The organism is Mycolicibacterium sphagni (assembly GCF_002250655.1).
Taxonomy (GTDB): Bacteria; Actinomycetota; Actinomycetes; order Mycobacteriales; family Mycobacteriaceae; genus Mycobacterium; species Mycobacterium sphagni.
In genome coordinates this window covers 22,000-44,398 of record NZ_NOZR01000028.1, presented here as the reverse complement: position 1 = coordinate 44,398, position 22,399 = coordinate 22,000, and the positions used below count along the sequence as shown (strand labels likewise).

25 protein-coding genes, 1 tRNA gene and 1 riboswitch are annotated in these 22,399 nt (G+C 63.2%); of the genes, 16 read left to right on the top strand and 10 right to left on the bottom strand.

The genetic code is table 11. The features are described from left to right. Positions 1-2: 2 nt before the first annotated feature. Positions 3-1,211, bottom strand: coding sequence for an alpha/beta hydrolase (locus CG716_RS25200; RefSeq protein WP_094483866.1), 1,209 nt, complete (start codon positions 1,209-1,211; stop codon positions 3-5). Between the two features lie 289 nt (positions 1,212-1,500). On the opposite strand from CG716_RS25200, the gene CG716_RS25195 reads away from it, so the two are divergent. Continuing rightward, positions 1,501-1,854, top strand: a complete 354-nt coding sequence (locus CG716_RS25195; RefSeq protein WP_133067020.1) for a hypothetical protein — start codon at positions 1,501-1,503, stop codon at positions 1,852-1,854. 95 nt (positions 1,855-1,949) lie between these two features. Further along, a tRNA-Arg gene (locus tag CG716_RS25190) sits at positions 1,950-2,023 on the top strand. 248 nt (positions 2,024-2,271) lie between these two features. Here CG716_RS25190 and CG716_RS25185 read toward each other — a convergent pair. Continuing rightward, positions 2,272-2,868, bottom strand: coding sequence for a TetR/AcrR family transcriptional regulator (locus CG716_RS25185; protein ID WP_094483864.1), 597 nt, complete (start codon positions 2,866-2,868; stop codon positions 2,272-2,274). A gap of 80 nt (positions 2,869-2,948) precedes the next feature. Here CG716_RS25185 and CG716_RS25180 point away from each other — a divergent pair, with 80 nt between their 5' ends. The 3 genes from CG716_RS25180 to CG716_RS25170 are packed head-to-tail and all read left to right on the top strand — an operon-like array spanning position 2,949 to position 6,954. After that, on the top strand, positions 2,949-4,364 hold the full coding sequence (locus CG716_RS25180) for an ABC1 kinase family protein (RefSeq protein ID WP_207760773.1): 1,416 nt from the start codon (positions 2,949-2,951) through the stop codon (positions 4,362-4,364). Continuing rightward, a complete protein-coding gene (locus tag CG716_RS25175; protein WP_094483863.1) occupies positions 4,351-5,529 on the top strand; it encodes a cytochrome P450 in 1,179 nt (392 codons plus the stop codon). Before CG716_RS25180 ends, CG716_RS25175 begins: the two co-directional genes overlap by 14 nt. Positions 5,530-5,541: 12 nt before the next feature. Continuing rightward, entirely contained in the window at positions 5,542-6,954 is a 1,413-nt protein-coding gene (locus CG716_RS25170) for an ABC1 kinase family protein (protein ID WP_207760772.1), read from the top strand. Positions 6,955-6,971: 17 nt separating this feature from the next. On the opposite strand, the gene CG716_RS25165 is transcribed toward CG716_RS25170, so the two are convergent. From CG716_RS25165 to CG716_RS25145, 5 genes are all read right to left on the bottom strand, one after another. Next, a complete protein-coding gene (locus tag CG716_RS25165) occupies positions 6,972-7,445 on the bottom strand; it encodes a hypothetical protein (protein ID WP_094483862.1) in 474 nt (157 codons plus the stop codon). Beyond that, positions 7,442-8,695: a DUF58 domain-containing protein gene (locus tag CG716_RS25160; RefSeq protein WP_094483861.1), complete on the bottom strand. Its 1,254-nt coding sequence runs from the start codon at positions 8,693-8,695 to the stop codon at positions 7,442-7,444. The genes CG716_RS25165 and CG716_RS25160 overlap by 4 nt, the downstream gene beginning before the upstream one ends. After that, on the bottom strand, positions 8,692-9,657 hold the full coding sequence (locus CG716_RS25155) for an AAA family ATPase (RefSeq protein ID WP_094483860.1): 966 nt from the start codon (positions 9,655-9,657) through the stop codon (positions 8,692-8,694). The genes CG716_RS25160 and CG716_RS25155 overlap by 4 nt, the downstream gene beginning before the upstream one ends. After that, positions 9,654-10,058, bottom strand: a complete 405-nt coding sequence (locus tag CG716_RS25150; protein WP_234818025.1) for a hypothetical protein — start codon at positions 10,056-10,058, stop codon at positions 9,654-9,656. Before CG716_RS25150 ends, CG716_RS25155 begins: the two co-directional genes overlap by 4 nt. A 185-nt stretch (positions 10,059-10,243) precedes the next feature. Beyond that, positions 10,244-11,398, bottom strand: a complete 1,155-nt coding sequence (locus tag CG716_RS25145) for a Fic family protein (protein ID WP_094483858.1) — start codon at positions 11,396-11,398, stop codon at positions 10,244-10,246. A 147-nt stretch (positions 11,399-11,545) separates the two neighbouring features. Between CG716_RS25145 and CG716_RS25140 the strand changes: the two genes are divergently transcribed. The 8 genes from CG716_RS25140 (at position 11,546) to CG716_RS25105 (ending at position 17,348) form a co-directional block, all read left to right on the top strand. Continuing rightward, positions 11,546-11,836 carry a type II toxin-antitoxin system Phd/YefM family antitoxin gene (locus tag CG716_RS25140; protein WP_234818023.1) on the top strand — a complete coding sequence of 97 codons (291 nt, stop codon included), beginning with the start codon at positions 11,546-11,548 and terminating at the stop codon, positions 11,834-11,836. After that, on the top strand, positions 11,833-12,111 hold the full coding sequence (locus tag CG716_RS25135) for a type II toxin-antitoxin system RelE family toxin (protein ID WP_094483856.1): 279 nt from the start codon (positions 11,833-11,835) through the stop codon (positions 12,109-12,111). The genes CG716_RS25140 and CG716_RS25135 overlap by 4 nt, the downstream gene beginning before the upstream one ends. An 802-nt stretch (positions 12,112-12,913) precedes the next feature. Next, on the top strand, positions 12,914-13,900 hold the full coding sequence (locus tag CG716_RS25130; protein ID WP_133067019.1) for a PecA family PE domain-processing aspartic protease: 987 nt from the start codon (positions 12,914-12,916) through the stop codon (positions 13,898-13,900). Between the two features lie 360 nt (positions 13,901-14,260). Next, the gene (locus tag CG716_RS30365; RefSeq protein WP_165774296.1) at positions 14,261-14,617 is read left to right on the top strand and encodes a copper resistance CopC family protein; all 357 of its coding nucleotides are present in this window, start codon (positions 14,261-14,263) and stop codon (positions 14,615-14,617) included. 1 nt (position 14,618) lies between these two features. Beyond that, complete coding sequence (locus CG716_RS25120; RefSeq protein ID WP_094483853.1) at positions 14,619-15,287, top strand: YcnI family copper-binding membrane protein; 669 nt, start codon at positions 14,619-14,621, stop codon at positions 15,285-15,287. Continuing rightward, positions 15,284-15,793, top strand: a complete 510-nt coding sequence (locus tag CG716_RS25115) for a copper resistance CopC family protein (protein ID WP_094483852.1) — start codon at positions 15,284-15,286, stop codon at positions 15,791-15,793. The genes CG716_RS25120 and CG716_RS25115 overlap by 4 nt, the downstream gene beginning before the upstream one ends. A 415-nt stretch (positions 15,794-16,208) precedes the next feature. After that, a riboswitch (cobalamin riboswitch) is annotated at positions 16,209-16,296 on the top strand. A 47-nt stretch (positions 16,297-16,343) separates the two neighbouring features. Further along, positions 16,344-16,577, top strand: coding sequence for a CbtB-domain containing protein (locus CG716_RS25110; RefSeq protein WP_165774295.1), 234 nt, complete (start codon positions 16,344-16,346; stop codon positions 16,575-16,577). Between the two features lie 12 nt (positions 16,578-16,589). Next, positions 16,590-17,348, top strand: a complete 759-nt coding sequence (locus CG716_RS25105) for a CbtA family protein (RefSeq protein WP_094483850.1) — start codon at positions 16,590-16,592, stop codon at positions 17,346-17,348. Positions 17,349-17,393: 45 nt separating this feature from the next. Here the strand turns inward: CG716_RS25105 and CG716_RS25100 are convergent, their stop codons facing one another. Continuing rightward, on the bottom strand, positions 17,394-18,185 hold the full coding sequence (locus tag CG716_RS25100; protein ID WP_094483849.1) for a (2Fe-2S)-binding protein: 792 nt from the start codon (positions 18,183-18,185) through the stop codon (positions 17,394-17,396). Positions 18,186-18,205: 20 nt separating this feature from the next. Beyond that, the gene (locus CG716_RS25095) at positions 18,206-18,835 is read right to left on the bottom strand and encodes a superoxide dismutase (RefSeq protein ID WP_094483848.1); all 630 of its coding nucleotides are present in this window, start codon (positions 18,833-18,835) and stop codon (positions 18,206-18,208) included. Positions 18,836-19,109: 274 nt separating this feature from the next. Here CG716_RS25095 and CG716_RS25090 point away from each other — a divergent pair, with 274 nt between their 5' ends. Together CG716_RS25090 and nicT are read left to right on the top strand one after the other, a co-directional pair. Continuing rightward, positions 19,110-19,430 (top strand): ArsR/SmtB family transcription factor, encoded by a 321-nt coding sequence (locus CG716_RS25090; RefSeq protein ID WP_094483847.1) that lies wholly within the window; start codon positions 19,110-19,112, stop codon positions 19,428-19,430. Between the two features lie 70 nt (positions 19,431-19,500). Beyond that, on the top strand, positions 19,501-20,640 hold the full coding sequence (nicT, locus tag CG716_RS25085; protein ID WP_234818022.1) for a Nickel transporter NicT: 1,140 nt from the start codon (positions 19,501-19,503) through the stop codon (positions 20,638-20,640). A 208-nt stretch (positions 20,641-20,848) separates the two neighbouring features. On the opposite strand, the gene CG716_RS25080 is transcribed toward nicT, so the two are convergent. Next, complete coding sequence (locus CG716_RS25080) at positions 20,849-21,487, bottom strand: hypothetical protein (protein WP_094483845.1); 639 nt, start codon at positions 21,485-21,487, stop codon at positions 20,849-20,851. A 694-nt stretch (positions 21,488-22,181) separates the two neighbouring features. On the opposite strand from CG716_RS25080, the gene CG716_RS30360 reads away from it, so the two are divergent. Then, entirely contained in the window at positions 22,182-22,358 is a 177-nt protein-coding gene (locus tag CG716_RS30360) for a hypothetical protein (protein ID WP_165774294.1), read from the top strand. Positions 22,359-22,399 lie beyond the last annotated feature (41 nt).

Here is a 22,399-nt window from a genome sequence, read left to right as displayed (position 1 = left end):
CGTCAGCTCGCGGAACTGACCGCGACCCTTCTGGTGCCCTTGCGCGCAGCGACGTGCCGGCCATAGACGATGCCCAGGAAGCTGGCAACGGCCTCGGCCGCCACCTGGCAGCGCAGGGTCGCGATCGTGTCGAAAGCATGGTGGGCGTTGGGCAATTCGGCGTAGGACACCGCGCGGGGACCGCATTTTCGCAGTGCGGCGGTGAAGGCACGCGCCTGCGAACTCGGGATGACGGCGTCGTTTTCCCCGTGCAGCACGAAAAACGGCGGAGCGTTGCGGTGGATGCGGTGGATAGGCGAGGCGTCCCGGTACAGCTTGGGATCGTCGGCCAAGCGGCGCTGCATGACGACGTGCTCGAGCAGCGGCATCATCAGCGGGTGCATGTTGTCAGCGTTGGTCAGGTCGTAGACGCCGTAGTAGGGCGCGGCGGCTTGCACACTGGTGTCGGCGCCTTCGAAGCCGGGCTGCATCGTGGGGTCGCCGGCGGTGAGGGCGGCCAGTGACGCGAGGTGCCCGCCAGCCGAACCGCCGGTGATGGCGATGAAGTCGGGGTCTCCCCCGTATTCGGCGATGTTCTCCCTGACCCAGGCGATGGCCCGTTTGACGTCGATGATGTGACTCGGGAAGGCGTTGCGTGGGCTGCGGCTGTAGTTGATCGAGACACAGATCCAGCCCAGCTCGGACATCCGGGTCATCAGCGGATAGCCTTGGCCGCGTTTGTCATTGACCGACCAGCCGCCGCCGGGAACGTGGATCAGGACTGGGGCGCCGGACCCCTCGGGCAGGTCGGGGCGACGCCAGATGTCGAGCGTGTGGGTGCGCCCGCCGGGACCGTAGGAGATGTTCCTGGTCTTCTTGGCGTACCGACCGCGGTGCCGCATGGCGTTGACGACGGCGGTCAGGTTGGGGCGGTGGGCTGTGCAGGGCTCGAGCGGATGGTGTACCGCGGTGGTGTAATTCTCGCCGAAGGTGTCCTTGAGAGCGGCTTCGAGCACGGAGTCGGCTTTTTGGACGGCCAGTGCGCAGGCGACCTTCTCCAGCGGCGACGGCACAACCGAGAGGGCGTGGCCGGTGACGACATACGGGGCGAATTCAGCCGAGAGCCAGCCGAGCACCCAGCCTGCGGCCGTCGGGGATCCACGCAGCAAGAGCGAGCCAATATGGAACGCCCGCGTACATCGCGCGGTGACGTGTTCGATCGGACTGCTCATAAGCTGCCAGACTCCCTTGTCCTTAGCTCGCCTAACGCCTTTGCCCTGGCCGCCGAGGCATGTGCCAGTCGTCACACCATAGCTCAACTTAGGCTAAAGCTGAGGAATTCTCAGATTCTGAGTGAGGCACGGCGGTATCCCGGCAGGCCAGCGTCCCAGAAATCGGCCGCCAATCGCGGTAGCTCAGAGGCTGCGTGTCGCTCCCGGCAAAGTGAACGCACGATGACGCGCCGTTGTCCTTCAACTTGACCATCAGGAAACTTCGCGCGATTCAAAGCACGATTTGTGAATGCTTCTCGAGGACCCCTACCCAGCTTCGGCCGGCGGAATGACCGCCCACGCCGAGTCGATGTACATCGCGGGCGCGCCCACGCAGCTCAATCGGCGGTTTCCGCGAAATCCGCTGAAGCGCAACTCTCACCCCAACGATGCTGCTCAGGCCAGGCGCTTCAGTGAGCTCATGCAGGCCGAAATCGACGATCTCGAGGAGTTGATCGCCGTTGCGCAGCTCCGTTGGGAGAACCGTCTGGACGCCGGATGGGGTGCTTCCAGGACGCCCGAGCCGGTGCTGCGACTGCGGGAAAAGTTGCGGGAAGTTCAGCGGCTGCAGGACGCGCTGCAGGCCCGGTTCGGGGTCGACTGACGTTTGCGGGGAGCTGCGCTCACCGAGATTCCAATTCCCGGGAAGCTACACGCGCCCCTTCTGGCAAACCCGCCCCGCTAGACTATCGACGCGCTGCCTCCGTAGCTCAGTCGGATAGAGCAAGGGCCTTCTAATCCCTAGGTCGCAGGTTCGATTCCTGCCGGGGGCGCTGTTCAGAGGTGGTATTTAGCTGTACTGAATAAGGTGAGTCGGCGTTTATGCCTGAAGGATTGAGGGAAAACCCCGGGGCCGTTGGACAGGCCGGGCGACAAAGTTGCTCCGCGCGGTTAAGGCGTAGCAGTCTGTTACGGACGCGAGTCTTCCTCTTGGGTGTTTACAGATGATTCGGAAGTCATGGCTTTCCGTCTCATGTTCGGAGAGACCACGGCTCTTTGCGCTGCCGCCTGGCAGCTAGCGTCATTGTGGGCGGGACTCGATGCGGGCGGCGAGGACGGCTGTCCATTCCGCGAGATATTCGTCGTCAGGGATGCCGGCGGCGGACTCCCGGAAGAGGCTCGTAGCGATACGGGCGCCGAGGATGCCGTTGACCCCGAGGGTCGCCAGCACGGCGCAGTGTCGTTTTGCCAGTGATGGCCCCCAAGCGGTGATCCAGTCGGAGAGTTCGGCGGTGAGGCCGTCGACGAGGGCGGCATATGCGGCGTCAAGGCGAGGTGACAGTCCGGCGGGGGTGCGGGCAGCGATCTGGAGTACTTGGAGTTCTTGGTCGATGACGGTGAGCAGGTAGCGCCCGAGGACGGTGAGTTCGGAGCGCAGATCACCGAGTCCGGCGAACAATGCCCGGATGTCGTGCATGGCGGCGCGGCGGTCGAGTTGGCGGTCGATGCCGGCACTCAGCAGTGCTTCCTTGGATGCGAAGTGCCGGTAGAGAGCTCCCGATCCCGGAGACAGTCCGGCTGCGGCTTCAATCTGAGAGACACTCGTGGCTTCAAACCCCTTGGTACTGAACAACCGCATCGCCTCGGTCACGATCCGTTCGCGTGTGGGCGCCGTCATGATTGACCTTCCGCAAGTGATCACTTACTCTGCGTACGAGGCCACTTTACATTGCGGGTCCGCTAGGTGGGAGACTTTCGATGCCGCAACACAACAATCCTGTACCGCAGGGGCGGATCCGGCGCACCATGCCGCTGGCCGGGTTCACCGCCCGCGCCGCCGGCGGCCGGCTCGTCGCCGGCATACGGGCGAAAGCCGGCGATGATGGCGCCGTCGACCGGTTCCACGAACGCACCGCAGAGCGCTACGCCGAGCTGCTGGGCCACTCGCGTGGCGCGTTGATGAAGGCCGGACAAATACTGTCCCTGATCGACGCCCGATCGTTGGGCAATGGAGGTTTCGCGCCGTACCAATCGGCGTTGGCCCGGCTGCAGGCCGACGCGCCGCCGATGCATATCACGCTCGTTCGGCAGGTGCTCGACACTGAACTTGGCCCTGCGGTAACACAATTCGCCGACTTCACAGAGGCGGCGTTAGCGGCGGCGTCGATCGGTCAAGTGCATCGTGCGGTGCTGTCTGATGGTCGTGAAGTTGCGGTCAAGATTCAGTATCCCGGCGTCGCTCAGGCGATCCGCGATGACTTGGCCAACACCGAACTACTGACCACGTTCATCCGATTCGCGATGTCAGCATCGGGCATGACGCCCGATGTGCGGACGATGGCCCGCGAGGCAGCGGCGCGGATCTGTGAGGAGGTCGACTACCGGCACGAGGCAGCCAGCATCACGAAGTTCACTGAGCTTTACCGCGGCCATCCCTTCATCCGGGTACCCGAAGTGATCCCCGAACTCAGTAGCGATCGTGTGCTAACGATGACCTACCTCGACGGAATGGATTGGGCCGCTGCTCAACACGCCGACCAAGATCTGAAGAACACCTGGGCCGAAGTCGTACTGCGGTTCAGCTACGGCAACATGCGGCACGCAAACCTGCTGCATGCCGATCCGCACCCCGGCAACTACCGCTTCAATACCGACGGCAGCGTCGGTTTCGTGGACTTCGGTTGTGTCAAGACTCTGCCCGAGCTGCCACGGCTGCGGTGGGTTCGAATGGTCCGCGCCGTGATCGAAGGCCGCTTCGACGACGCCCGCGAGCACATGGTGCAGGCTGGCTTCTTCGCCACCGACTCCACCGTGACCGTCGGGGAACTCAGGCAGTGGTGGTCTGAGCAACTCCACGAAATCACCGACATGACCCAACCCGCCACCTACACCCAGGACACCATCGAACGAGCCCTTCGCGGCATCTTCGACCTGCGCTCCGACGCTAACCCGTTGTCCCGCATGGCCACGCCCACTGAGTTCGTCTTCGCTCCGCGTGCCCAACTCGCCATCAGCAGCATTCTTGGCGCACTGCGGGCAACGCTGCCCGCCCGGGCGATCGCTGACGATACCGACGGGTTGGCTGACCCCATCACCGAGTTGGGAAAGCTCCACCACGCGTGGGTCCGTGAGCGCGGACTGCCGTCGGCTCTGGAGCGGCATGACCACCCCTGACGTTTTCATGCCTCGGCTGCCGTGGGATGCGGTCGACCCCTACCCTTTCTATGCCGCCCGCCGTCGCGAGGGCGATGTGGTCTGGGATGCCACCGCACAAGCGTGGCTTGTCTTGGGCCATAAAGTCGCTCGCAATGTGCTGGCCGCGCCGCACTGGATCAGCGACCCGCGCGCCAACCAGGCGGCCACCGCCGGCCGCTTCTTCACCGCCGACACCGTCGCGGCTAACATGCTGTTCACCGACGGGCCCACCCACGATCGTTTGCGCCACGCCGTCCGAGACGTCTTCGGCCATTCCTTCATCAGCCAGCTCACCGAGGGCGTCGAATCCCTTTGCAAACAAGCCATATCGACGATCGACGTCGACGAACCGTTCGACGTGATGTCACAAATTGCCTGGCCCTTGCACGTCGCGGTCATCGCCGCCTGGCTAGGCCTGGACCCCGCGCAGTGCCAGGTATTGCGCGAGCACTCCCCTGCCGTCATCCGCCTGCTGAGCGGTATCACCGACACCGACACACTGCACGTGGGACTGGCGGCGACGACCGCGCTGATCACCGAATTCCTGCCCGCTGCCGCCGACCGGCGCGCCCATCCGCGCGACGACCTGCTCAGCTATCTGGCCACCGCACCCGAATTGTCCCTCGACGAGGTGGTCACCACGGCGATCCTCGTCGCTGTGGCCGGCCATGAAACCACCGCGAACCTCCTGGGCGCTGCCCTCATCCGACTGATTACCCCAACGGCCGAGGGCACACGGCTGGCCGACCACATCGACCCTGCCGATGCGACCGTCCTGACCGAATTGCTACGCCTGGACTCACCGGTGCAAGCCGCCGCCCGCACGGCCACCGCCGATCAACAGCTCGCCGGAGTCCACATCCGCAGCGGCGAGAGCGTGCTGGTCTGCATCGCCGCCGCCAACCGCGACCCCCACGTCTACCCCGCGCCCCATCAATTCCTACCGGGACGACCCGGACCGTCACCGCTGACCTTCGGCCACGGCGCGCACTACTGCCTCGGATCCGCACTGGCCCGACTAGAGACCAGCACTGCCCTGCGCCACATCCTGGAACGACGACCCGTCTTGACCGCCACGCCGGCCTGGCGCGATACCCCCGCCATCCGGGGTCCCCATCACGTGCCCGCCCGGTTCACAGCCTGAAGAGGGACCCCGATGACCTCACCGGATACGCCGCTGCCCACCGGCCGCATCCGCCGCACCATGCCGATCGCGGGATTCACCGCGCAAGCCGTCGGAGGGCGACTGCTAGCCAGCATCCGCGAACACACCGGTCGTCCCGGGGAGGTGCACCGCTTCCACGAACGGACCGCCAAGCGCTACACCGAGCTGCTTGGCCACTCCAAGGGTGTGCTGATGAAAGCCGGCCAGATCATGTCCATGATGGACACCGCAGCCTTCAGCGCTAGTGGCTTCGCACCCTACCAAAAAGCCCTCACCAAACTTCAGGCAGATGCACCGCCCATGCATCCCGAGCTGGTCCAACGCGTCATCGCCGATGAACTCGGCTCAGCCGCAGAGCATTTCCGGAACTTCTCTGACGAGCCGATGGCAACGGCTTCAGTCGGGCAGGTCCATCGCGCCACCCTTCACGATGGGCGCGACGTCGTCGTCAAGATCCAATACCCTGGCGTCGGCCAAGCGATCCGCCACGACCTGGCCAACACCGAACTATTAGCGACATTCCTGCGGTTCGCCACCGCCGCGTCGGGCATGCCGATCGATACCCGCTCCCTCGCGAAGGAAGCTGCCACCCGGATCGCCGAAGAAATCGACTACCATCACGAAGCCGAAATGATCGCCTTATTCGCCGACCTTTACCGGGGACACCCGTTCATCGTCATTCCCGAAGTTGTGCCCGAGGCATCTACGGGACGGGCCTTGACGATGACCTACCTTGACGGCATGGACTGGGCCGCAGCACAACACGCGGACCAAGACCTGAAAAATGCTTGGGCAGAGGTAATCGCGCGCTTCATCAATGGGAACTGCCGCCACGCCAACCTCGTCCACGCCGACCCGCACCCCGGCAACTACCGCTTCCGAGCCGACGGCACCGTGGGCTTCCTCGACTTCGGCTGCGTCACCGTCCTGACAGAACGCGCGCGATGGCTGTGGGTGTCATTCCAGCGCGCCGCATATGAACAACGCATCGATGACTGCCGCGACCTGATGACTCAACTCGGCTTCTTCGCCGCTGGGTCCACGCTCACCAATGCCGAACTGAAGCAATGGATCTCGCAGATGACCCACGAAGTCAACCTCCCCCAACCGGTCACCTACACCACCGAGACCACTGCGCGAATCATCAACGGCATGTTCGACATTCGTGACTCAAGCCACCCCGCCGCCAAGATCACTCTGCCACCCGAGCAAGCATTCACTTCCCGCATCACCCTTGCCTTCGCCAGCATCGCCGCCGGACTCAACGCGACCCTGCACACGCGTTCCATCCTCGACGACATGGACGGCATCGCAGGCCCCACAACCGAACTCGGCAAAATCCACCACGCATGGGTACGCGATCACAGACTCCCGTCGGCGCTGGATCACCACGACCATCCCTGAGATCACCTCGCGAGTAATCAGATCTCGTCCCGATTCGAACGCGCTACGGCTCTGGGGAAGAACGGTCGGACGGCCACTATGTACGCCACAAACATGCTCGGCCCGGCAAGGATCGTCAGCCACGGGAAATCGAGCGGCAGTGAGGCGATCAAAACGGCGACGACGGTGAAGCACACGGCAGCAACCATCGGAGATCGGCCCGTTGATCCCACGGATCGAGGCTCCGCATGTCGCAACAGCAGGTAGTAGGCGCCGCACAGGCCGACCAGTCCGGCTTGCAGTGGTGGCGCGTTGCTGAGCATGGCTGCGACCGCGGCGAGCAGCACAGCGGTCGTTGCGGCGTGGCGCACTCGAATACCCACCCCGACAGCGAGAGCACAAGCTACGGCAACGACGAATGCGCTTCCCGCGGTGTTGATTCCCGCGATTGTCGCCGTCGCCAGCCCGACCACGGTCGAGAGGAGATGCGCCTTGCTGTGGACGTACGTCATCGTGGCCTTCGTCGTGGGCGTCGATGCTGTGGAACCAGCGCCATGGCTTGATCGAGGGTGTGTTCTGGCGTCCAGGGCACAACGTCCACGCCGAGGGTGGACATGTTGCGGTGCATGAATGATCGCTGCAGCGCCCACATCCGGTCGACCAGCGGGTCGTGGTCGTCGGAGAAGGGTGTCCCGACGAGCATGTCGATGGCCACGACCGTGTGTCCGCGCTTTCGGAGGTCGATCAGTGCTAGCGCGAAATCGGTCTCCAGCAGCGTGGAGAATGCGATGACGATCCCGCCGGCGGGGACCGCTCCCGGGGGAACCAGCGTGCTCATGCCGGTGTCGGGCCCGGCACCCGTTGCATCGAGAATGGTGTCCACGATTCGGTAGAACTGAGCTTTGCCCATATCGGCACCGAGCCATTGGATTCGCCGGTTGCCGAGGGCGACGATGCCGGCGCGGTCGCCGTGGCGTAATGCGGTCTGAGCCACTTGGACTGCGCCGCGCGCCATCCGGTCAGTGGCTTCTGCTGCGGGGCCTAGAGGCTGTGCATGGCTGTCGATGAGCACCACCACGTCAGCGGCGCGGTCAGTGAGCCGGTCAGTCACGTGCAGTGTGCGGCGTCGGGCGCTGACGGGCCAATTCACCGTACGCAGTTGGTCGCCGGGCACGTAGGCACGGATTTCGGCGAACTCGACGCCAGGACCGGTGCGACGGACGAGGTGACTGCCCAGACGATCGGGCAGTTCGGCGTTGGGCAGGCCGGTGTCTTGCGGGGGTGCAATGGGAAACACGCAGCAGTCCGCCGCTTCGACGGTCGCCGTTCCGCGCAGTAGCCCGCCGGCTGCGCGGACCTCGACGTGGGCGTACACCACATAACGTCCCCAGCGTTGCGCCGAAACGGCGATGGTCTGACGATCCGGCGCGCATTCGAGAATCTCGACCTCCATTCCGTTGGTTGCCGAAATCCATAGTGCAACAGAAGCTTCGGGCGCTATTGACACGGTGAACTGCGCTTGCTCGGATTCAAAGAAGTACTGCCGGGCCGCTGAGCTGTGAATGCGCGCTGCTGGCTTGTTGTCCGACTGCCAGTACATCGAGCACAGCATGCCCAGCAGCGGGGCAGCAAGCGTGATCAGTTGCCAGTGGGCGCTGATCGCTGCTGCCGCGAAGACCGCTGCGATGCAGGTCGCTATCGCGAGAGTCAATGGCGAAGCGCGCCAGGCGGCTTGGACCGTGATCTCGCGGGCTTCGGTCATCGCGTCTGCTGATCCCGCGGGGTAGGCATGCGGTCTAGCAGTTCGGCTAGGACGTCGCCGGCCTGGATGCGCCGCACCCACATCTCTGGTCGCAGGATGACGCGGTGCGCCATCGCCGACACGGCAAGTGCTTTGACGTCCTCGGGGATCACGTATTCGCGGCCGCGCAGAAGTGCGTGCGCCCGGGCGAGTTGCACCAGGTCGAGTTCGGCTCGGGGACTCGCTCCGACGGCGACCTGCGGGTGATGGCGGGTGGCGTCTGCCAGCGACACTACGTAATCCAGCACATCGTCGTCGACCGCGATCTGCTCCACGGATTCCTGCATGGCCAGTAGCTGATGTCGGTCAACGACTTGGCGGAGCTGGGGTTCGGCAGAGCCGCGATCGAGACGGCGGCGCAGCATCGACCGTTCCTCCGGTTTCGACAGATAGTGCAGCTCGAGGCGGATCGCGAACCGGTCCAACTGTGCTTCCGGAAGCGGATAGGTGCCTTCGTACTCGATGGGATTCTCGGTCGCCAGCACGATGAACGGGTCCGGCAGCGGATGCGTGGTTCGGTCGATGCTGACCTGCCGCTCGGCCATTGCCTCCAGCAATGCCGCCTGCGCCTTCGGCGGCGTCCGATTGATCTCGTCGGCCAGCAGCAGATTGGTGAAAATGGGGCCCTGACGGAACTCGAACCGCCCCGATTGCATGTCGTAGATGGTCGAACCGAGCAGATCGGCCGGCAGCAGGTCCGGAGTGAACTGCACACGGGTGAAGTCCAAGCCCAAAGTTGCGCCGAACGACCGGGCGATCAACGTCTTGCCCAAGCCCGGGAGGTCCTCGATGAGCACGTGCCCCCGGGCGAGCACGGTGGTCAGAATCTGCGTCAGCGCCTCGCGCTTACCCACCACGGCGCGTCCGATCTCATCGAGGATCGCTTCGCAGAGGGTAGCCGTCGTCGTAACCGGCAGTGTCACAGGCGCTCCAGACGCTCGATAATGTGGACGAACACCGCCCGCCCCGGCCCGCGTTCCTGGGCGCCGGTGCGTGAAATGTTGTCAGGATCAACCCAGCGCCACAGGTCATCCCCGAACAGGATGCGGCCTGTGTTCGCGAATGCTGCTGGGTTTCTGCTCCGTGGTTGCCTGGTAGCGATTTCGAATTGCCGGGCCAGGGAGGGCCGCAGCCGTCGATCCCAGTCCGCCCGAGTGGAGTCCGACCACGCGATCTGGGACTCGGCCCGTTCCACCCACCGTCTGATCGTCATCCCGGCCTGGTCCTGCCCGCCGTCTGCCGGCCCGGGAGTGGGCCGACGGCCCAGCGACCATCGGACGGCGACGAGCGCCAATGCCAAGGCGACACCTGAAAACCATGACATCGCATGACGTTCGGGCATCAATAGCGACGCCGCCTCTGCGGCTAGCACGCCACAAACCCCCACTACACCCACCACGAATGTCCTCATGGCGAAGCCAAGGTTTGAGAGCGCAACCGTCGCATCACCCGAAGCAGCACCACGACACCCCCTGCCGACCAGATATGTCCGAGGTGCATTCTCGCGCATCAGCCACGCCGTCCAGCGCGTTCGGCGAAAGCGTCAAGTGTGGCAAGCACGTCGGGAGATCGCCACACGCGGTTGCGCGGCCCGTTGGTTGTCTCGATAAGGATTCCCGCCGCGGTGAGTGGGTTGAGGTAGCGGTGAGCGTTGGTGGACTCGATGCCCAGTTCTTGCGCCAGTAGTACGGCGTTCACGACTGGACGGCGGGTCAACAAGTCGGCGACCTTCCACACGCTGGAGTCGGATCGCGCGGTGATAACACCGTTCCAGCTTTCCCGGATTTCCCGGAGGTCGGCGACCAGTTGTCGGCCGTTGGCGATCGCCAGAATGGTGGCGTGGGAGAAGCTCTCGACGATCGGCGCGGCGTCGCCGTCGCGATAGCTCGTCAACGCGGCGAAGTACGCATCGGTGTCGGCGAGTAGGCCGGCTGAGACGGGCACCGTGACCTGACGCGTCAGGCCTTTGTTGCGCAGTAGGGCTTGCACCAGAGCGCGGCCGGTGCGGCCGTTGCCGTCTGTGAACGGGTGAACGGTCTCGAATTGCGCGTGGCCAACTGCGATCTGCGGCAGCGCGGGAACATCGGCGCGCCGCGCGAAAGCAATCAAGTCGGCAATAGCCCCAGCGATCAACTCATGACGCGGGCCGACGAACGTCGCACCGATGGGTGTGGATCCACCGCCGATCCACACCGTCTCGGTCCGGAACGCGCCCGGCGTATGACGTGGGTCGTTGATCATCACTGCGCGGTGCATCGCCAGGATCGCATCAGCGTCTACGGTGTCGGAAAGCGCGACCGCCGCCTTCATTGCGGCGGTGTTGGCGACGATCATCTCCGCGTTGCGCCTGGCCTTGCCACCGGGTAACTCAGCCTCACCGATCGCGCGCGCCGTCGCGGTCAGGTTTTCAATCTGCGAGCTGGCGGCCGATTCCGACCGCAGCAACACCGCAGCGAACGGTGCGATCTCGCCGCCAAGTTCGGCGTCAAACCGTGCGATCTCACGACTGGCCGACTCCGCGTCGGCCAATACACGCGCCGGCAGCTCCAGGACCAGATCGGCAATGCTGGCCGGCACGGACGGGTGATAGGTGCCGTACCCGGGCCGTGCCCCTCCCGCGCGCCGCCCGCCCTGCGGCTCCCACCGAACGTCCTCATAGGTGATGGGGCGAAGTGAAGTTAGCGTGCAGAGTTGACTTCACTTAATCAAGGGCCTCGAGCCATGGCACCGGTTCACACCCACAGTTGTCCGCACACGCGCCATCGAGCCCCCGAAGGAGCGTGGACACGATGCGGATTTATGGTCATACTTATGACCATGGCGGAAATCAGTTCACTGGCTGAGACGAAAGCCCACCTGTCGGAGTTGGTGGCGCGGGTCGGCGAGCAGCACGAACGGGTGACGGTCACCGTCCATGGGCGTCCTGCCGCGGTCCTTATCGCTGTCGACGATCTGGAGTCTCTCGAGGAGACCATTGCAGTCTTGTCCGATTCTGCGGCGCTGCGCGCACTGAGCGAGGCCGATGCCGAGCTGGCCCGAGGAGAGAGCGTGAGTGAGGGCGATCTCGCCGCGGCGATGCAGGCCCGTCGAGCTGGGAAGTGACCGACCAGCGTTACGAGCTGGTCGTCGCCCCGACCGTCCGACGACAGTTGACGGAGACCCTGCCGGAGGCGGTGGCGTTCGCGGCCTACGAGTTCATCACCGGACCGCTGCTGGACAACCCGCATCGGGTCGGCAAGCGACTGCGGCCACCGCTGGAGGATCGTCACAGTGCCCGCCGGGGAACGTATCGGGTGATCTACCGCATTGATGACGAGCACCGCCGCGTCACGGTTGTGGGCGTGTTCAGCCGCGCCGATGCCTACCGCAAGCAATGACGATCGGCCGACGGTAAATACCTCAGATCGCGATGCCGTTTATTCGGCGATTATGACCAAGAATCGACCGGAATCAGCCAGTCCGGGACCGCATCAGCCAGAAGTAAAAACATCTCCTACCAGCCGAAACAGGCACTTTTTGAGAAGTGGCCGGCACCCGAAATTCCAAATCCCTAGGCCGCGGGTTCGCGTCCTGCCAGGGCGCTGGTCAGATTCATCGACCACCACGAGCGTCGGCTGGTCGAGAGTCAAGGTGTTGTCGCGGCGCTGTGGCGATCGTCATGCCCTCGTCGCCGGTCCCGAAGTGTGTGCCCGACCGCGAAAGATAAACCGGTCGCCCTAACTTCCGATGCCTCCCTAGCTACCCGTGATATACGTGGTCACCAGTGATGACGGCGCAGAGGGCTATATGGCGAAACGACAGCAAAGCATGACCCGCTCCATGGGGAGTGCGCGCCGCAGAAGCCGGGAAGACCAGAATCGTCGCCGTCCTCGCCCCATCGAATTCGGCCCGTGGCTCGTGGCCAGCGCTATCGCGCTCGGTTGTGGTGCGGCGATGTCCAGTGGCTGCGGAATGGCCCACGCCGATACTTCGGATAACGGCAGTGCTGCGTCGTCTGGGAACCACAAGAGCCACAGCAATTCGATTGTCGCCGCGCCAGCTTCGATCGGCACAAGGCGGCTGGCCGCAGATCATGGGAGCGCGGCGGGCAACTCGGCTTCGCCTACACGAACTGTGACCGCGGCGGCCACGCCCTCGGCACTCGCACATATCAACACCGCAGTTCGCCCTGGAGCGCTGGTGAAACCCGCCACCCCGCCGACCCCAGCTGCCAGCCCGCTGTCGGCTGTGGTCGCAGTGATCAATCACCTGATCGTCGGCCTCGGCCTGGACACCCGCCACCCCGCCGCCGCCAACGCCAACGAACCGGCCGTCTCGGCCACAGTAGTGTCGGCCAACGCGCTGTCGACGACGGGCTCGGCAACTGTCCCACTGCAGGTGTACAGCGACACGGAGCCGCTAGTCGACATCTCGATCGACGGCGGTCCGACCGAACCGGTATTGGTAGACACCGGTTCTGAGGGACTCGTAGTCGGACTGGGCAACATTGGCCTCCTGCACCTATTCAGCATGGGCTTGCCCACCGGGATCGGGGTCAGCGGCTACAGCGGTGGGCTGACCTACCTGTATGCGACATTCAAGACGACGGTGAATTTCGGAAATGGAATTGTCACAGCCCCGACCAGTGTCGACGTCGCCCTGCTGTCCTTCCCGCAATCCTTCGCGAGTTACTCAGCCGACGACGGCGCCACCGGCGTCTTGGGCATCGGGCCAAACGCGTCGGGCCCGGGGCCAAGTAGCGTCATCGCCGCCTTGCCAGGCAATCTCAGTGACGGTGTGCTCATCGACGAGCCAGACGGTGTGCTGGTGTTCGGCCCCAATCCGCTGTCTGCTCGTGCCTCGGTTAGCGGGGCGCCGAACGCCCAACTTCAGGTGAAGATCGGCAGCGGACAGCTCGAACCGGTTTCTGCGATCATCGATTCCGGTGGCGTCTACGGAACCGTACCGTCCTCACTAACCGGCAATGTTCCTGCAGGAACGGTCATTTCGGTGTATAGCGGCGAGGGTCAGACCTTGCTGTATTCCTACACCACTGACCAGACCAATACTCCGACGATCACCTCCGATGACCTTTTGAACACAGGCTATGAGCCGTTTGCGCAGCAGCCCGTGTACTTCAGCTACAGCCCTGCTGGTGTCGGCACGACTACTTTCGATTACCTGTGAATTAGGACGCGGCAACTGTTTGGCCGCGCCGAACGCGCCGATCTTGGCCGCCTGCTATTGAAAATGAATGTCATTTTTACGGGCTGTAGCAGAGCTAGGCAACGCCAGGAAAGCGACGGCGGCCACCGAAAACGTTGGCGCCGAACAGCTACGCAACCGATGAGGGCGGTAGATCGGCAGCCTCTGTCAGAGCGACATCAATGTAGGAGGGTGCGGGAACTGGACCGCTATGACGGACGACTAAGTATGGTGCTCGACTCTTTTAGCCGTCGGGCTCCATGGAAGCAGCGAACCACCACACGTCTGAACCCGTTTCCGGTAGGGGCACAAAACCCCACCACGAAGGAGAACCCAGCACACATGAAACTCAGCCCATGCCTAGCGGCAACCGCGCTGCTGGCCGCGACCACCCTGATCAACCCGGGGATCGCTTCTGCACACGACTGGCTGATCAGCACCACCCCGGCGGAAAGCTCCACCGGACCGGCCCCGACCAGTGTGTCGATGACGTTCAACGAGGCGGTGACCAATGCCGAAGCATGGGTGCTCGATGCGAACAACAAGGACTGGTCTGCGGGCCCGCTGACCGGTTCAGGCGCGGCCTACACCCTGCCGTTGCGGCCATCACTTCCACCAGGTGTGTACTCCGTCCACTGGCAAAACAACGCCGCCGACGGCGACGCGATCCGCAGCTACTGGATGTTCACCGTCAACTGAGATGACGAACATCCAGCGCCGTAACACCCGCATCAGCCAGATTGGCGGCATCGTGACCGCACTAGCCATTACTGCGGTCGTGGCTGCGGCACCGGCGTGGGCGCATGTCCACGTCACATCCGATCACGCTGCACCCGGGCAGAGCGCAGTGCTGACGTTCATGGTGCCCAACGAATCCGAGAAAGGCTCGCTCACAACAGAACTTAATATCGTGCTTCCCAACCTGACTGGCGTGAACACCGAACAGTTACCCGGCTGGACTGCTCGCCTCGACCGCGACCTCGCCGCAGGTACCGTCAAATCCATCACCTGGACCGCTGCCCCCGGCGCTGGGATCCCGGCTGATGAGTTCGCTTTGTTCCGGGTGTCCGTCGTGCTCCCCAAGGCCGACAGCGTGAGCTTCCCCGCTACCCAGACCTACGCAGATGGGACCGTCGTGCGCTGGGATGAGCCGACACCGCCCGGTGGGGCCGAACCCGAAAACCCCGTGCCCACACTGTCGTTGACCGCTGCACCCGACGCGATGGAGCACCACGGCCAGCCGAGTCCGACGGTCGCCGCGCAGGCTGCCCCGGCATCGGATGACACCGCGCGCTGGTTGGCCGGAGCGGCACTGGTGGTCGCGGCCGTCGGGGTGGCGCTGGCAGTCGTATCGCGGCGGCGGGCATGAAATCTGCGGCGTCAATACTGTTGACAATCCTGCTGACCGTTCTTGCGGTCGCCGGGGCACCCGTCGCGTCAGCACATGCTGTCCGCCTGGCTACCGATCCGCCAGCCGATGCGACCCTGACGACCGGCCCCGCCGTTGTCAGCGCCACGTTCAATGAAACCCTCCAGACGACGTTCTTCGCCATGACGGTCGTGGGGCCCGACGGCAACTTATGGTCCACCGGTGAACCGAGAGTGCAGGGCGCGATTATCGACATCGACGTGATGCCACTAGGGCCCGTCGGAACCTACACCGCCAACTATCGGGTCACCTCCGCCGACGGGCACGTCGTCTCCGGATCGTGGTCGTTCCACCTCACAGTCGCAGGCACCGGCCGACCAGGACCGTCCGCAGCATCGACATCAGCCCAACCCCACGGAATCCCCCTCTGGCCGTTCCTAGTTGGCGCCGCGGCAGTGATAGCGATAGGCGTGCTCTGGTGGAAAATCAGACGACGGGAAGCCTAGGTTCACCCATGCGAGACAACGACGTTGAGCCCGCGGCACCTTCAGGAGTTCCTGCGGTGCAACGGAACCGGCTCGCGACCCCGGGCGTGGCTCTGGTGTGACGAGTCGCGTGGATCGCTAACCAGTGCTGACCATTGGTTGATCGCAGCACATCTCGGCATGCTCGGTGGGCGAGGTACAGGGGCATGGCTTCTCGTAGACCAGCACCGAACCACAGACTTTGCATTCGTATCGATCTCCGGCATTGCGGGACATGGCTTCTCCTTGTTCGACGACCGTGTGCACCCAGGCCATTGTGCCGCTAAGCGCGCTGCAGATGACGCACTTCGATCGAGATATCGAATGGTCGCTGCGACGAATTCACTGCGTTCCTTGTGCAGCTCAGGCGCCGCAAACTACTATCTGATCAGCGTCAGGGGAACACCGGTGCGAAACCGGGGCTGTCCCGCAACTGTGACTGGCTCGACGTGTCGTAGACACGAAGGACTGGAAGCCAGATACCCGGTCGCCGCACCGTTTTGGTTGCCCACCACGAGAGATGGAGACTGTAATGACCGCAATTCTGACTGCCCCGCCATCGGCGCCTGTCGCCGCGCCCAGCGCACCCGACACTGCCACTCCGGCCGCCATCCACATCCCCGCGCTCGCGTGGATCGCCGTGGTAATCACCCTGCTCTGGATCACGTATGCGTTCCTGGGCCAAGACATCGCCCCGAATGTCTGGAACCACCTGCACGAGTTCTTCCACGACGGTCGTCACTTCCTCGGCATCGCTTGCCATTAAGGGAACTGACCAATGACTTATGGCGCCGTGATCAGGCGATACCTGCTCGCGGGTCTCTCCGCCGGCATCCTCTGTGCCCTGTACCTGCGGATCCTGGGCGAGCCCGTGATCCGAGCCGGACTGGACTTTGAGGATTCCCTGCCCCCCGAGGGCCCCGCAGACCCGGAGCTGTTCACCCGAAGCCAACAAGTGGTAGGCGGGATGGTGGCGATCGTGTTCGTCAGCCTCGTCTTGTCATTCCTGTTCGGCACGCTCTACGTCTACCTCCGTCACCGCATCATCAGTGGCCTCGGCGACGTGCGAGCCTCCACCGCTTTGGCAAGTGTGGCGTTTCTGCTTACCGCGGTCGTCCCGTGGATCCGTTACCCGTTTCTGCCACCAGGAATGGGCAACGGCGAGACTGTGTGGAAGCGCGGCTTCTGGGAATTGCTGCTGATCGCTACGAGCATCGTCGCGTTTGTCGCCATCCAGCTGCTGGTTGCGCGGCTCAAGGGACGCATCTCGGACGATGTTCGGTGGATTCTCGCGATCGTGACCCCGGTCGTGGTGATCGGCCTCATCATGTTCGTCTTCCCCAGCGTCAGCGACCCCTATCCGGAGGGGATCCCAGCCCAGTTGATCTGGAGTTTCCGGATCCGCTCCCTGGGCAGCTACGCACTGTTCTGGGCGATCGTCGGGATCTTTGGCGGCTGGCTGGGGAGCCGGGCGGCGACGTCCTCGCCCAACAACCCGCCATCCGTCCCGCAGAAGGATCCAGTCACCCAGCGGTGATCGGATGGGCGCAGCGCCACGAGTGGCCTCAGCCGGTTAGTTCAGTTATCCCCCGGCTGGGGCCACTGTCGCACGCCACATCTCGAGTCGTTCGGTGTCCGGGACAAGCACGCAGTCACCGCACGTGCCGCCGCCCGGGACTCGATAAAACAGGCAACAGTTGTGCCGAACAAAGAAGCGCTCAGGCCGACCATCGAACGGGCGCTCATAGTGGCCCGTCCCGATCAAGGACGGCTGCGCGAGCATGGCGTGGACAACCTCGACCGGGTCGAGTCGAAGGGAACGCCGGGCCCGAATCAGCATGCCGGCCGCACCGGCGAGCGCCGAAGCAACGTTGCCGCGCAACACCCGCAGCGACAGTGCGAACTCTCTTGAGTACGCGGTCAGAACCGGCTCTACGCACGCCGACAACACCGCACGCTCCAGCTCGGCGGCAGCCTCGGCGGCGGTACTCGCCGTCATGCCGTCCGTAGCATCAAACGCGATCGGCACAGGGCCGCCGACCACCGGGCGCCAATACATGTGATGCGGGTCGAGCCGGGGTATCACTCCCGCCAAGCAGGCGGTAGCCAACGCAGGCGACACCAGCCTGGAGATGAAACCGAGCGAGCTGATCGACGCCGACGCCCGCAGGTCGACTTCGGTGTTGGTGCGCGAACTCAGGTATTCGCGCGCTGTGGTCACCCGTTCCGACAAACATCCCGTTCCAGCCCACAGGTCGGCAACGGTGTGCCATTCCTCCTGTGCCACAGCGGATTCCACCGCAAAATACGGTCCGATCTCGCTTGCGGAAACCAGCGCCTCGCGCACTCGGTCAGCCGGGACGGGCACTGCCATCTGCTCAGCTTGCCAGACCTCTATAGCGGGCCCGGGCGGCTGCCTGCGGTCTTGGTGCTGGCCGCAGTGAACCGGTCCTGCACATCGGCCCAATTGACGACATTCCAAAACGCTTTCACGTAATCGGCTTTGACGTTCTTGTACTGCAGATAGTAGGCGTGCTCCCACATGTCGACCTGCAGCAACGGGATGATGCCGAGCGGAACGTTGGCCTGCTGGTCGTACAGCTGGAACGTCAGCAGTTTGCCCCCGAGGGTGTCATAGCCCAACACAGCCCATCCGGAGCCTTGTAGACCATTGGCGGCCGCGGTGAACTGCGCGCGGAACTTGTCGAACGAGCCGAACTGGTCGTCGATCGCGGCCGCCAGATCACCCTCAGGCTTATCCCCGCCGTTCGGAGAGAGGTTCTTCCACCAGATCGAATGATTTACGTGCCCGCCGAGGTGAAACGCCAGGTTCTTCTCGTTGAGGAAGATCGCAGCGTGGTCGTCGTTGGCGCGGGCTTCCTCCAGTTTGGCAATTGCGTCGTTGAGACCTTTGACGTAGGCCGCGTGATGCTTGCTGTGGTGAATCTCGTTGATCTGCCCAGAGATATGGGGTTCCAACGCGCCGTAGTCATAGTCCAACTCGGGCAAGAAGTACTCGGTCATGTATTTCCTTTCCGCGACCGCGTCGAAGGACGTCCGCGGTGGGTTGCGATCGACATCAGTCTAGATGTTCAGATGTTCAGGTGATAGGTTGGGCTTATCGGTCGGCCGGGCGCGAAAAGTCGATGCAGCACATCAGGCTCCACCTCTCCGCGAGGCGGTGCGCGCCTCGGCCGACCGCCTCATCGAAAACTAAAGCGACTGGGACACATCGCTTCTCGTCACCGCATTTCCTAGATCAACGCGGTGACCGTCGATGTTTGGCTACATTGCGAGCATGGAGCAACCGGTCGGCGTGGGTGCGGTGCGGTCGACGCTCACCGATGTCGACACCACCAGTTGGGCGGCCCGCTTCGACATGTTGTCCGACCCGAACCGCCTGGAAATCCTGCTCGCCTTACACCGCACACCCGATATCTGCGTGGGCGATCTTGCCGCCGCAATCGGCCGGCCGGAGAACACCGTGTCGCAGGCCCTTAGGATCTTGCGTCGTCAGGGATGGGTCGCCTGCACCCGGGTCGGACGTACAGTGAACTACCAGCTGAGCAACGACACGGTGCATGACCTGCTGCACTGGATCGGTGCCCGCCGCAGCTGACAGCGCGGGATCGCCTCCGCTCATCTTTTCACCTAGACAGACGATCAGATGGCGAATACGCTGGGCCTTCGTGACCACATCCGAGATCGAGGGTGCGCCTGCCGGCGGCATCGCACAATTTCGCCGCTCCTTATCGCGCGCAGACAAACGGTCACTGGTCGGGATGTACGGGTTCATCATCGCGCTGCACCTGATCGGCTTCGGAGTGCTGTTCGCGTTTGTGGTTCCCGAGCACTACCGCCTCGGTGGGGACCATCCCGTATTCACTGTCGGGGTCGGAATTCTGGCCTACACCTTTGGATTACGGCACGCGTTCGACGCCGACCACATCGCGGCCGTTGACAACACCACCCGCAAACTCATCGCCGACAACCTGCAGAACCGCATCGACCGCAAACCCCTGTCGGTCGGGTTCTGGTTCTCTCTCGGCCACTCCACCATCGTGTTCGCGCTCGCCTTCCTGCTGTCGGTGGGAGTGCGAGCCCTCGTCGGACCCGTCGAAGACGAAAACTCACCACTGCACACCATCACCGGCTTGATCGGCCCGTCGGTGTCCGGAGTGTTCCTCTGGATCATCGGCATCCTGAACCTCATCGCCCTGCTGGGCATCATCAAAGTGTTCCGCGAACTCAAGCAAGGCCGCTACGACGAAGCCGAACTCGAAAAGCAGCTCGATTCACGCGGATTCATGAACCGCTTCCTCGGCGGCCTGACCAAGTCAGTGACCAAACCCTGGCACATCTACCCCATCGGCGTCCTGTTCGGCCTCGGCTTCGACACCGCCACCGAAGTCGGACTGCTGGTCCTGGCCGGCGGCGCTGCTGCCTTCAACCTGCCCTTCTACGCCATCCTCGTGCTACCGATTCTGTTCGCAGCCGGCATGTCCCTCATGGACACCACCGACGGCGTCTTCATGAACTACGCCTACGGCTGGGCCTTCGCCAAACCCGTCCGCAAGATCTTCTACAACATGACCATCACCACCCTGTCGGTGGCCGTCGCCCTCATCATCGGCACCATCGAACTCGTCGGCGTCCTCGCAGACCGACTCCACATCGAATCCGGCCCTCTGGCCGCGATCGCCAACATCAACCTCGACCACGTCGGCTACATCATCGTCGCCCTGTTCGTTCTCTCCTGGCTCATCGCCATCTCCATCTGGCGATTCGGCCGGATCGAAGAACGCTGGAGCAGCAACCTCGGCGGGTAATTCGCGTGCATTCGGTCTTGCACGTTCGATTCCTGCCGGGCGCTGGTTAAAGGTGGTTTTGCTACGCCGAAGCTTGCGCTATTCACCCCGAGCGACGGCGCGTTGACCACGAGGGGACATTGAGTTGCCGCGGATTTCTTGAGCGGCTGCCTCGCCGCAACGATTGTCACAGCCAAAACCCGAATGCCAGACGGCAGCCGAGCGCACGTCAGAGCTTTGTGTGAAGTTCGAACGCTACAGACAACGCGAGCAAGGCGATAGCTGCAAGCTCGAAGCCCAAACTGAATGTTGCGAGGTCAGATTTTTTATCATTGCTGCTGCGTAGACTAATTATTGTCACGGCTTGACTTTTAACCCACATTTGCCTCGCGGAGTCTTCAGTATCCGACCAATGATCGCCTAAACTCTCCAGGGTTTCATTGTTAAGTGTCAAGTACGGAAAGCCGTAAGCCTGGATTACTATGGCAACCAATGCCGAAGCGACAAATGCCACGATCGCGAGTATCAAGAACCAAATGGCATAGAAATTTTTGAATATGTAGTCTTTGCCAGAGACGAAAACCGTCAGCCCGAAGATGATCGTCAGAATCGTCGAGCTCGTCGCGAGGACGGCAGCAGCGCGTCCGTCAACGCGCTTGCGGCGGTCCTCCTCGCTCGCCAGCAAGGTACCTACAAGACTTTCGAAGACCTTGCCTGCGGTCGCGGGTTCCGTGGTTTCGGCCGATTCGTGCTCGGACAATTCAGAAGGCTTCTGCTGGGCTGTCGGTGGTTTGGTGTCCGCCGTAGCCGCCCCCTCCTGGATCATCGTCTTCGCCTTCAAGTTGGTTTTCGACTTGCGGACCGTCACCTGGCTGCTTCATGGCGTTCGACCTCCACATCGCGTCCTGAGCCAACGCTCTAATTGAGGCGTTTCTGCGTGGGATCGTACGCCTGTTTCGGCAGAAAAGGATGGGTGCTTTAGAGAGCTAAAGAAAGGAGTCTTGTCGCAACCCAAATAACCGATTTGACCACTGGCGGGAACTCCTTGCCGAGGCCACTTTCCTTCGTTCAATACGGACGAAATCCCCCGGACTTCTTCAGTCGATTGACAGGCATTCCGCAGGCAAGAGCATTCACGACCGCTCAGAAGAGATGCGGGTACACACTCGGGCCAAGCGATATCTCACGAAAAGAAATTCCACATCACGGGCTCGAGTTTCGAAACTCGAGGGAATGACCTTCGTCTACGTCGGAAGGCGGCGGTTCGCTGAGACGGGCCGTTGCCGCACAGGGGGGTCGAGAAGCACCGACCCGTCTCAGCCCACCCGCGCGGCCCGGGGGGACAGGCCATTCACAGGCGCACCGCCCCGGAGTACTGACCACGCGAGCCAGACGCTTATCAGGGCGACGCTTGGTTAAACGATCAAACTTCCCACAAAGTTCCAGCCAACGACGATCTCCCCTTGGGTGGGCTACGGCTTGATGACTATTCAGCCTCGGAGATGCACCGTTCGGCACGCAGCTGTCGCCAGCCCCCGTGTCCGACTCCTACCTTTTTAGCTATGAGCGGCTACCGCACGTCACCGTGGCGCGGCGCAGACCTGCCGTGTCCGGTATTCGACTGCGCCAGCGAGTTGATCGAACGGACTTTGAGCGTCTACGGCTTGTTGTCCACTCTTCCGATGAGCGTGGACATCGAGCGTAAGTGCACCGATCCGGACTGCCTGTACGTCGAATAGCAGAGGCCGAAATCGAACTCCCGCCAAGGCGGGAAATCGAG

Excerpts from the sequence above, each read along its gene's own strand:
- CG716_RS25175 (WP_094483863.1), top strand. The coding sequence starts at position 4,351 with ATGACCACCCCTGACGTTTTCATGCCTCGGCTGCCGTGGGATGCGGTC.
- CG716_RS25195 (WP_133067020.1), top strand. The coding sequence starts at position 1,501 with ATGCTTCTCGAGGACCCCTACCCAGCTTCGGCCGGCGGAATGACCGCC.
- CG716_RS30365 (WP_165774296.1), top strand. The coding sequence starts at position 14,261 with ATGAAACTCAGCCCATGCCTAGCGGCAACCGCGCTGCTGGCCGCGACC.
- CG716_RS25105 (WP_094483850.1), top strand. The coding sequence starts at position 16,590 with ATGACTTATGGCGCCGTGATCAGGCGATACCTGCTCGCGGGTCTCTCC.
- CG716_RS25115 (WP_094483852.1), top strand. The coding sequence starts at position 15,284 with ATGAAATCTGCGGCGTCAATACTGTTGACAATCCTGCTGACCGTTCTT.
- CG716_RS25120 (WP_094483853.1), top strand. The coding sequence starts at position 14,619 with ATGACGAACATCCAGCGCCGTAACACCCGCATCAGCCAGATTGGCGGC.
- CG716_RS25160 (WP_094483861.1), bottom strand. The coding sequence starts at position 8,695 with ATGACCGAAGCCCGCGAGATCACGGTCCAAGCCGCCTGGCGCGCTTCG.
- CG716_RS25165 (WP_094483862.1), bottom strand. The coding sequence starts at position 7,445 with ATGACGTACGTCCACAGCAAGGCGCATCTCCTCTCGACCGTGGTCGGG.
- CG716_RS25180 (WP_207760773.1), top strand. The coding sequence starts at position 2,949 with ATGCCGCAACACAACAATCCTGTACCGCAGGGGCGGATCCGGCGCACC.
- CG716_RS25200 (WP_094483866.1), bottom strand. The coding sequence starts at position 1,211 with ATGAGCAGTCCGATCGAACACGTCACCGCGCGATGTACGCGGGCGTTC.
- CG716_RS25170 (WP_207760772.1), top strand. The coding sequence starts at position 5,542 with ATGACCTCACCGGATACGCCGCTGCCCACCGGCCGCATCCGCCGCACC.
- CG716_RS25140 (WP_234818023.1), top strand. The coding sequence starts at position 11,546 with ATGACCATGGCGGAAATCAGTTCACTGGCTGAGACGAAAGCCCACCTG.
- CG716_RS25095 (WP_094483848.1), bottom strand. The coding sequence starts at position 18,835 with ATGACCGAGTACTTCTTGCCCGAGTTGGACTATGACTACGGCGCGTTG.
- CG716_RS25150 (WP_234818025.1), bottom strand. The coding sequence starts at position 10,058 with ATGTCATGGTTTTCAGGTGTCGCCTTGGCATTGGCGCTCGTCGCCGTC.
- CG716_RS30360 (WP_165774294.1), top strand. The coding sequence starts at position 22,182 with ATGAGCGGCTACCGCACGTCACCGTGGCGCGGCGCAGACCTGCCGTGT.
- CG716_RS25110 (WP_165774295.1), top strand. The coding sequence starts at position 16,344 with ATGACCGCAATTCTGACTGCCCCGCCATCGGCGCCTGTCGCCGCGCCC.
- CG716_RS25185 (WP_094483864.1), bottom strand. The coding sequence starts at position 2,868 with ATGACGGCGCCCACACGCGAACGGATCGTGACCGAGGCGATGCGGTTG.
- CG716_RS25090 (WP_094483847.1), top strand. The coding sequence starts at position 19,110 with ATGGAGCAACCGGTCGGCGTGGGTGCGGTGCGGTCGACGCTCACCGAT.
- CG716_RS25100 (WP_094483849.1), bottom strand. The coding sequence starts at position 18,185 with ATGGCAGTGCCCGTCCCGGCTGACCGAGTGCGCGAGGCGCTGGTTTCC.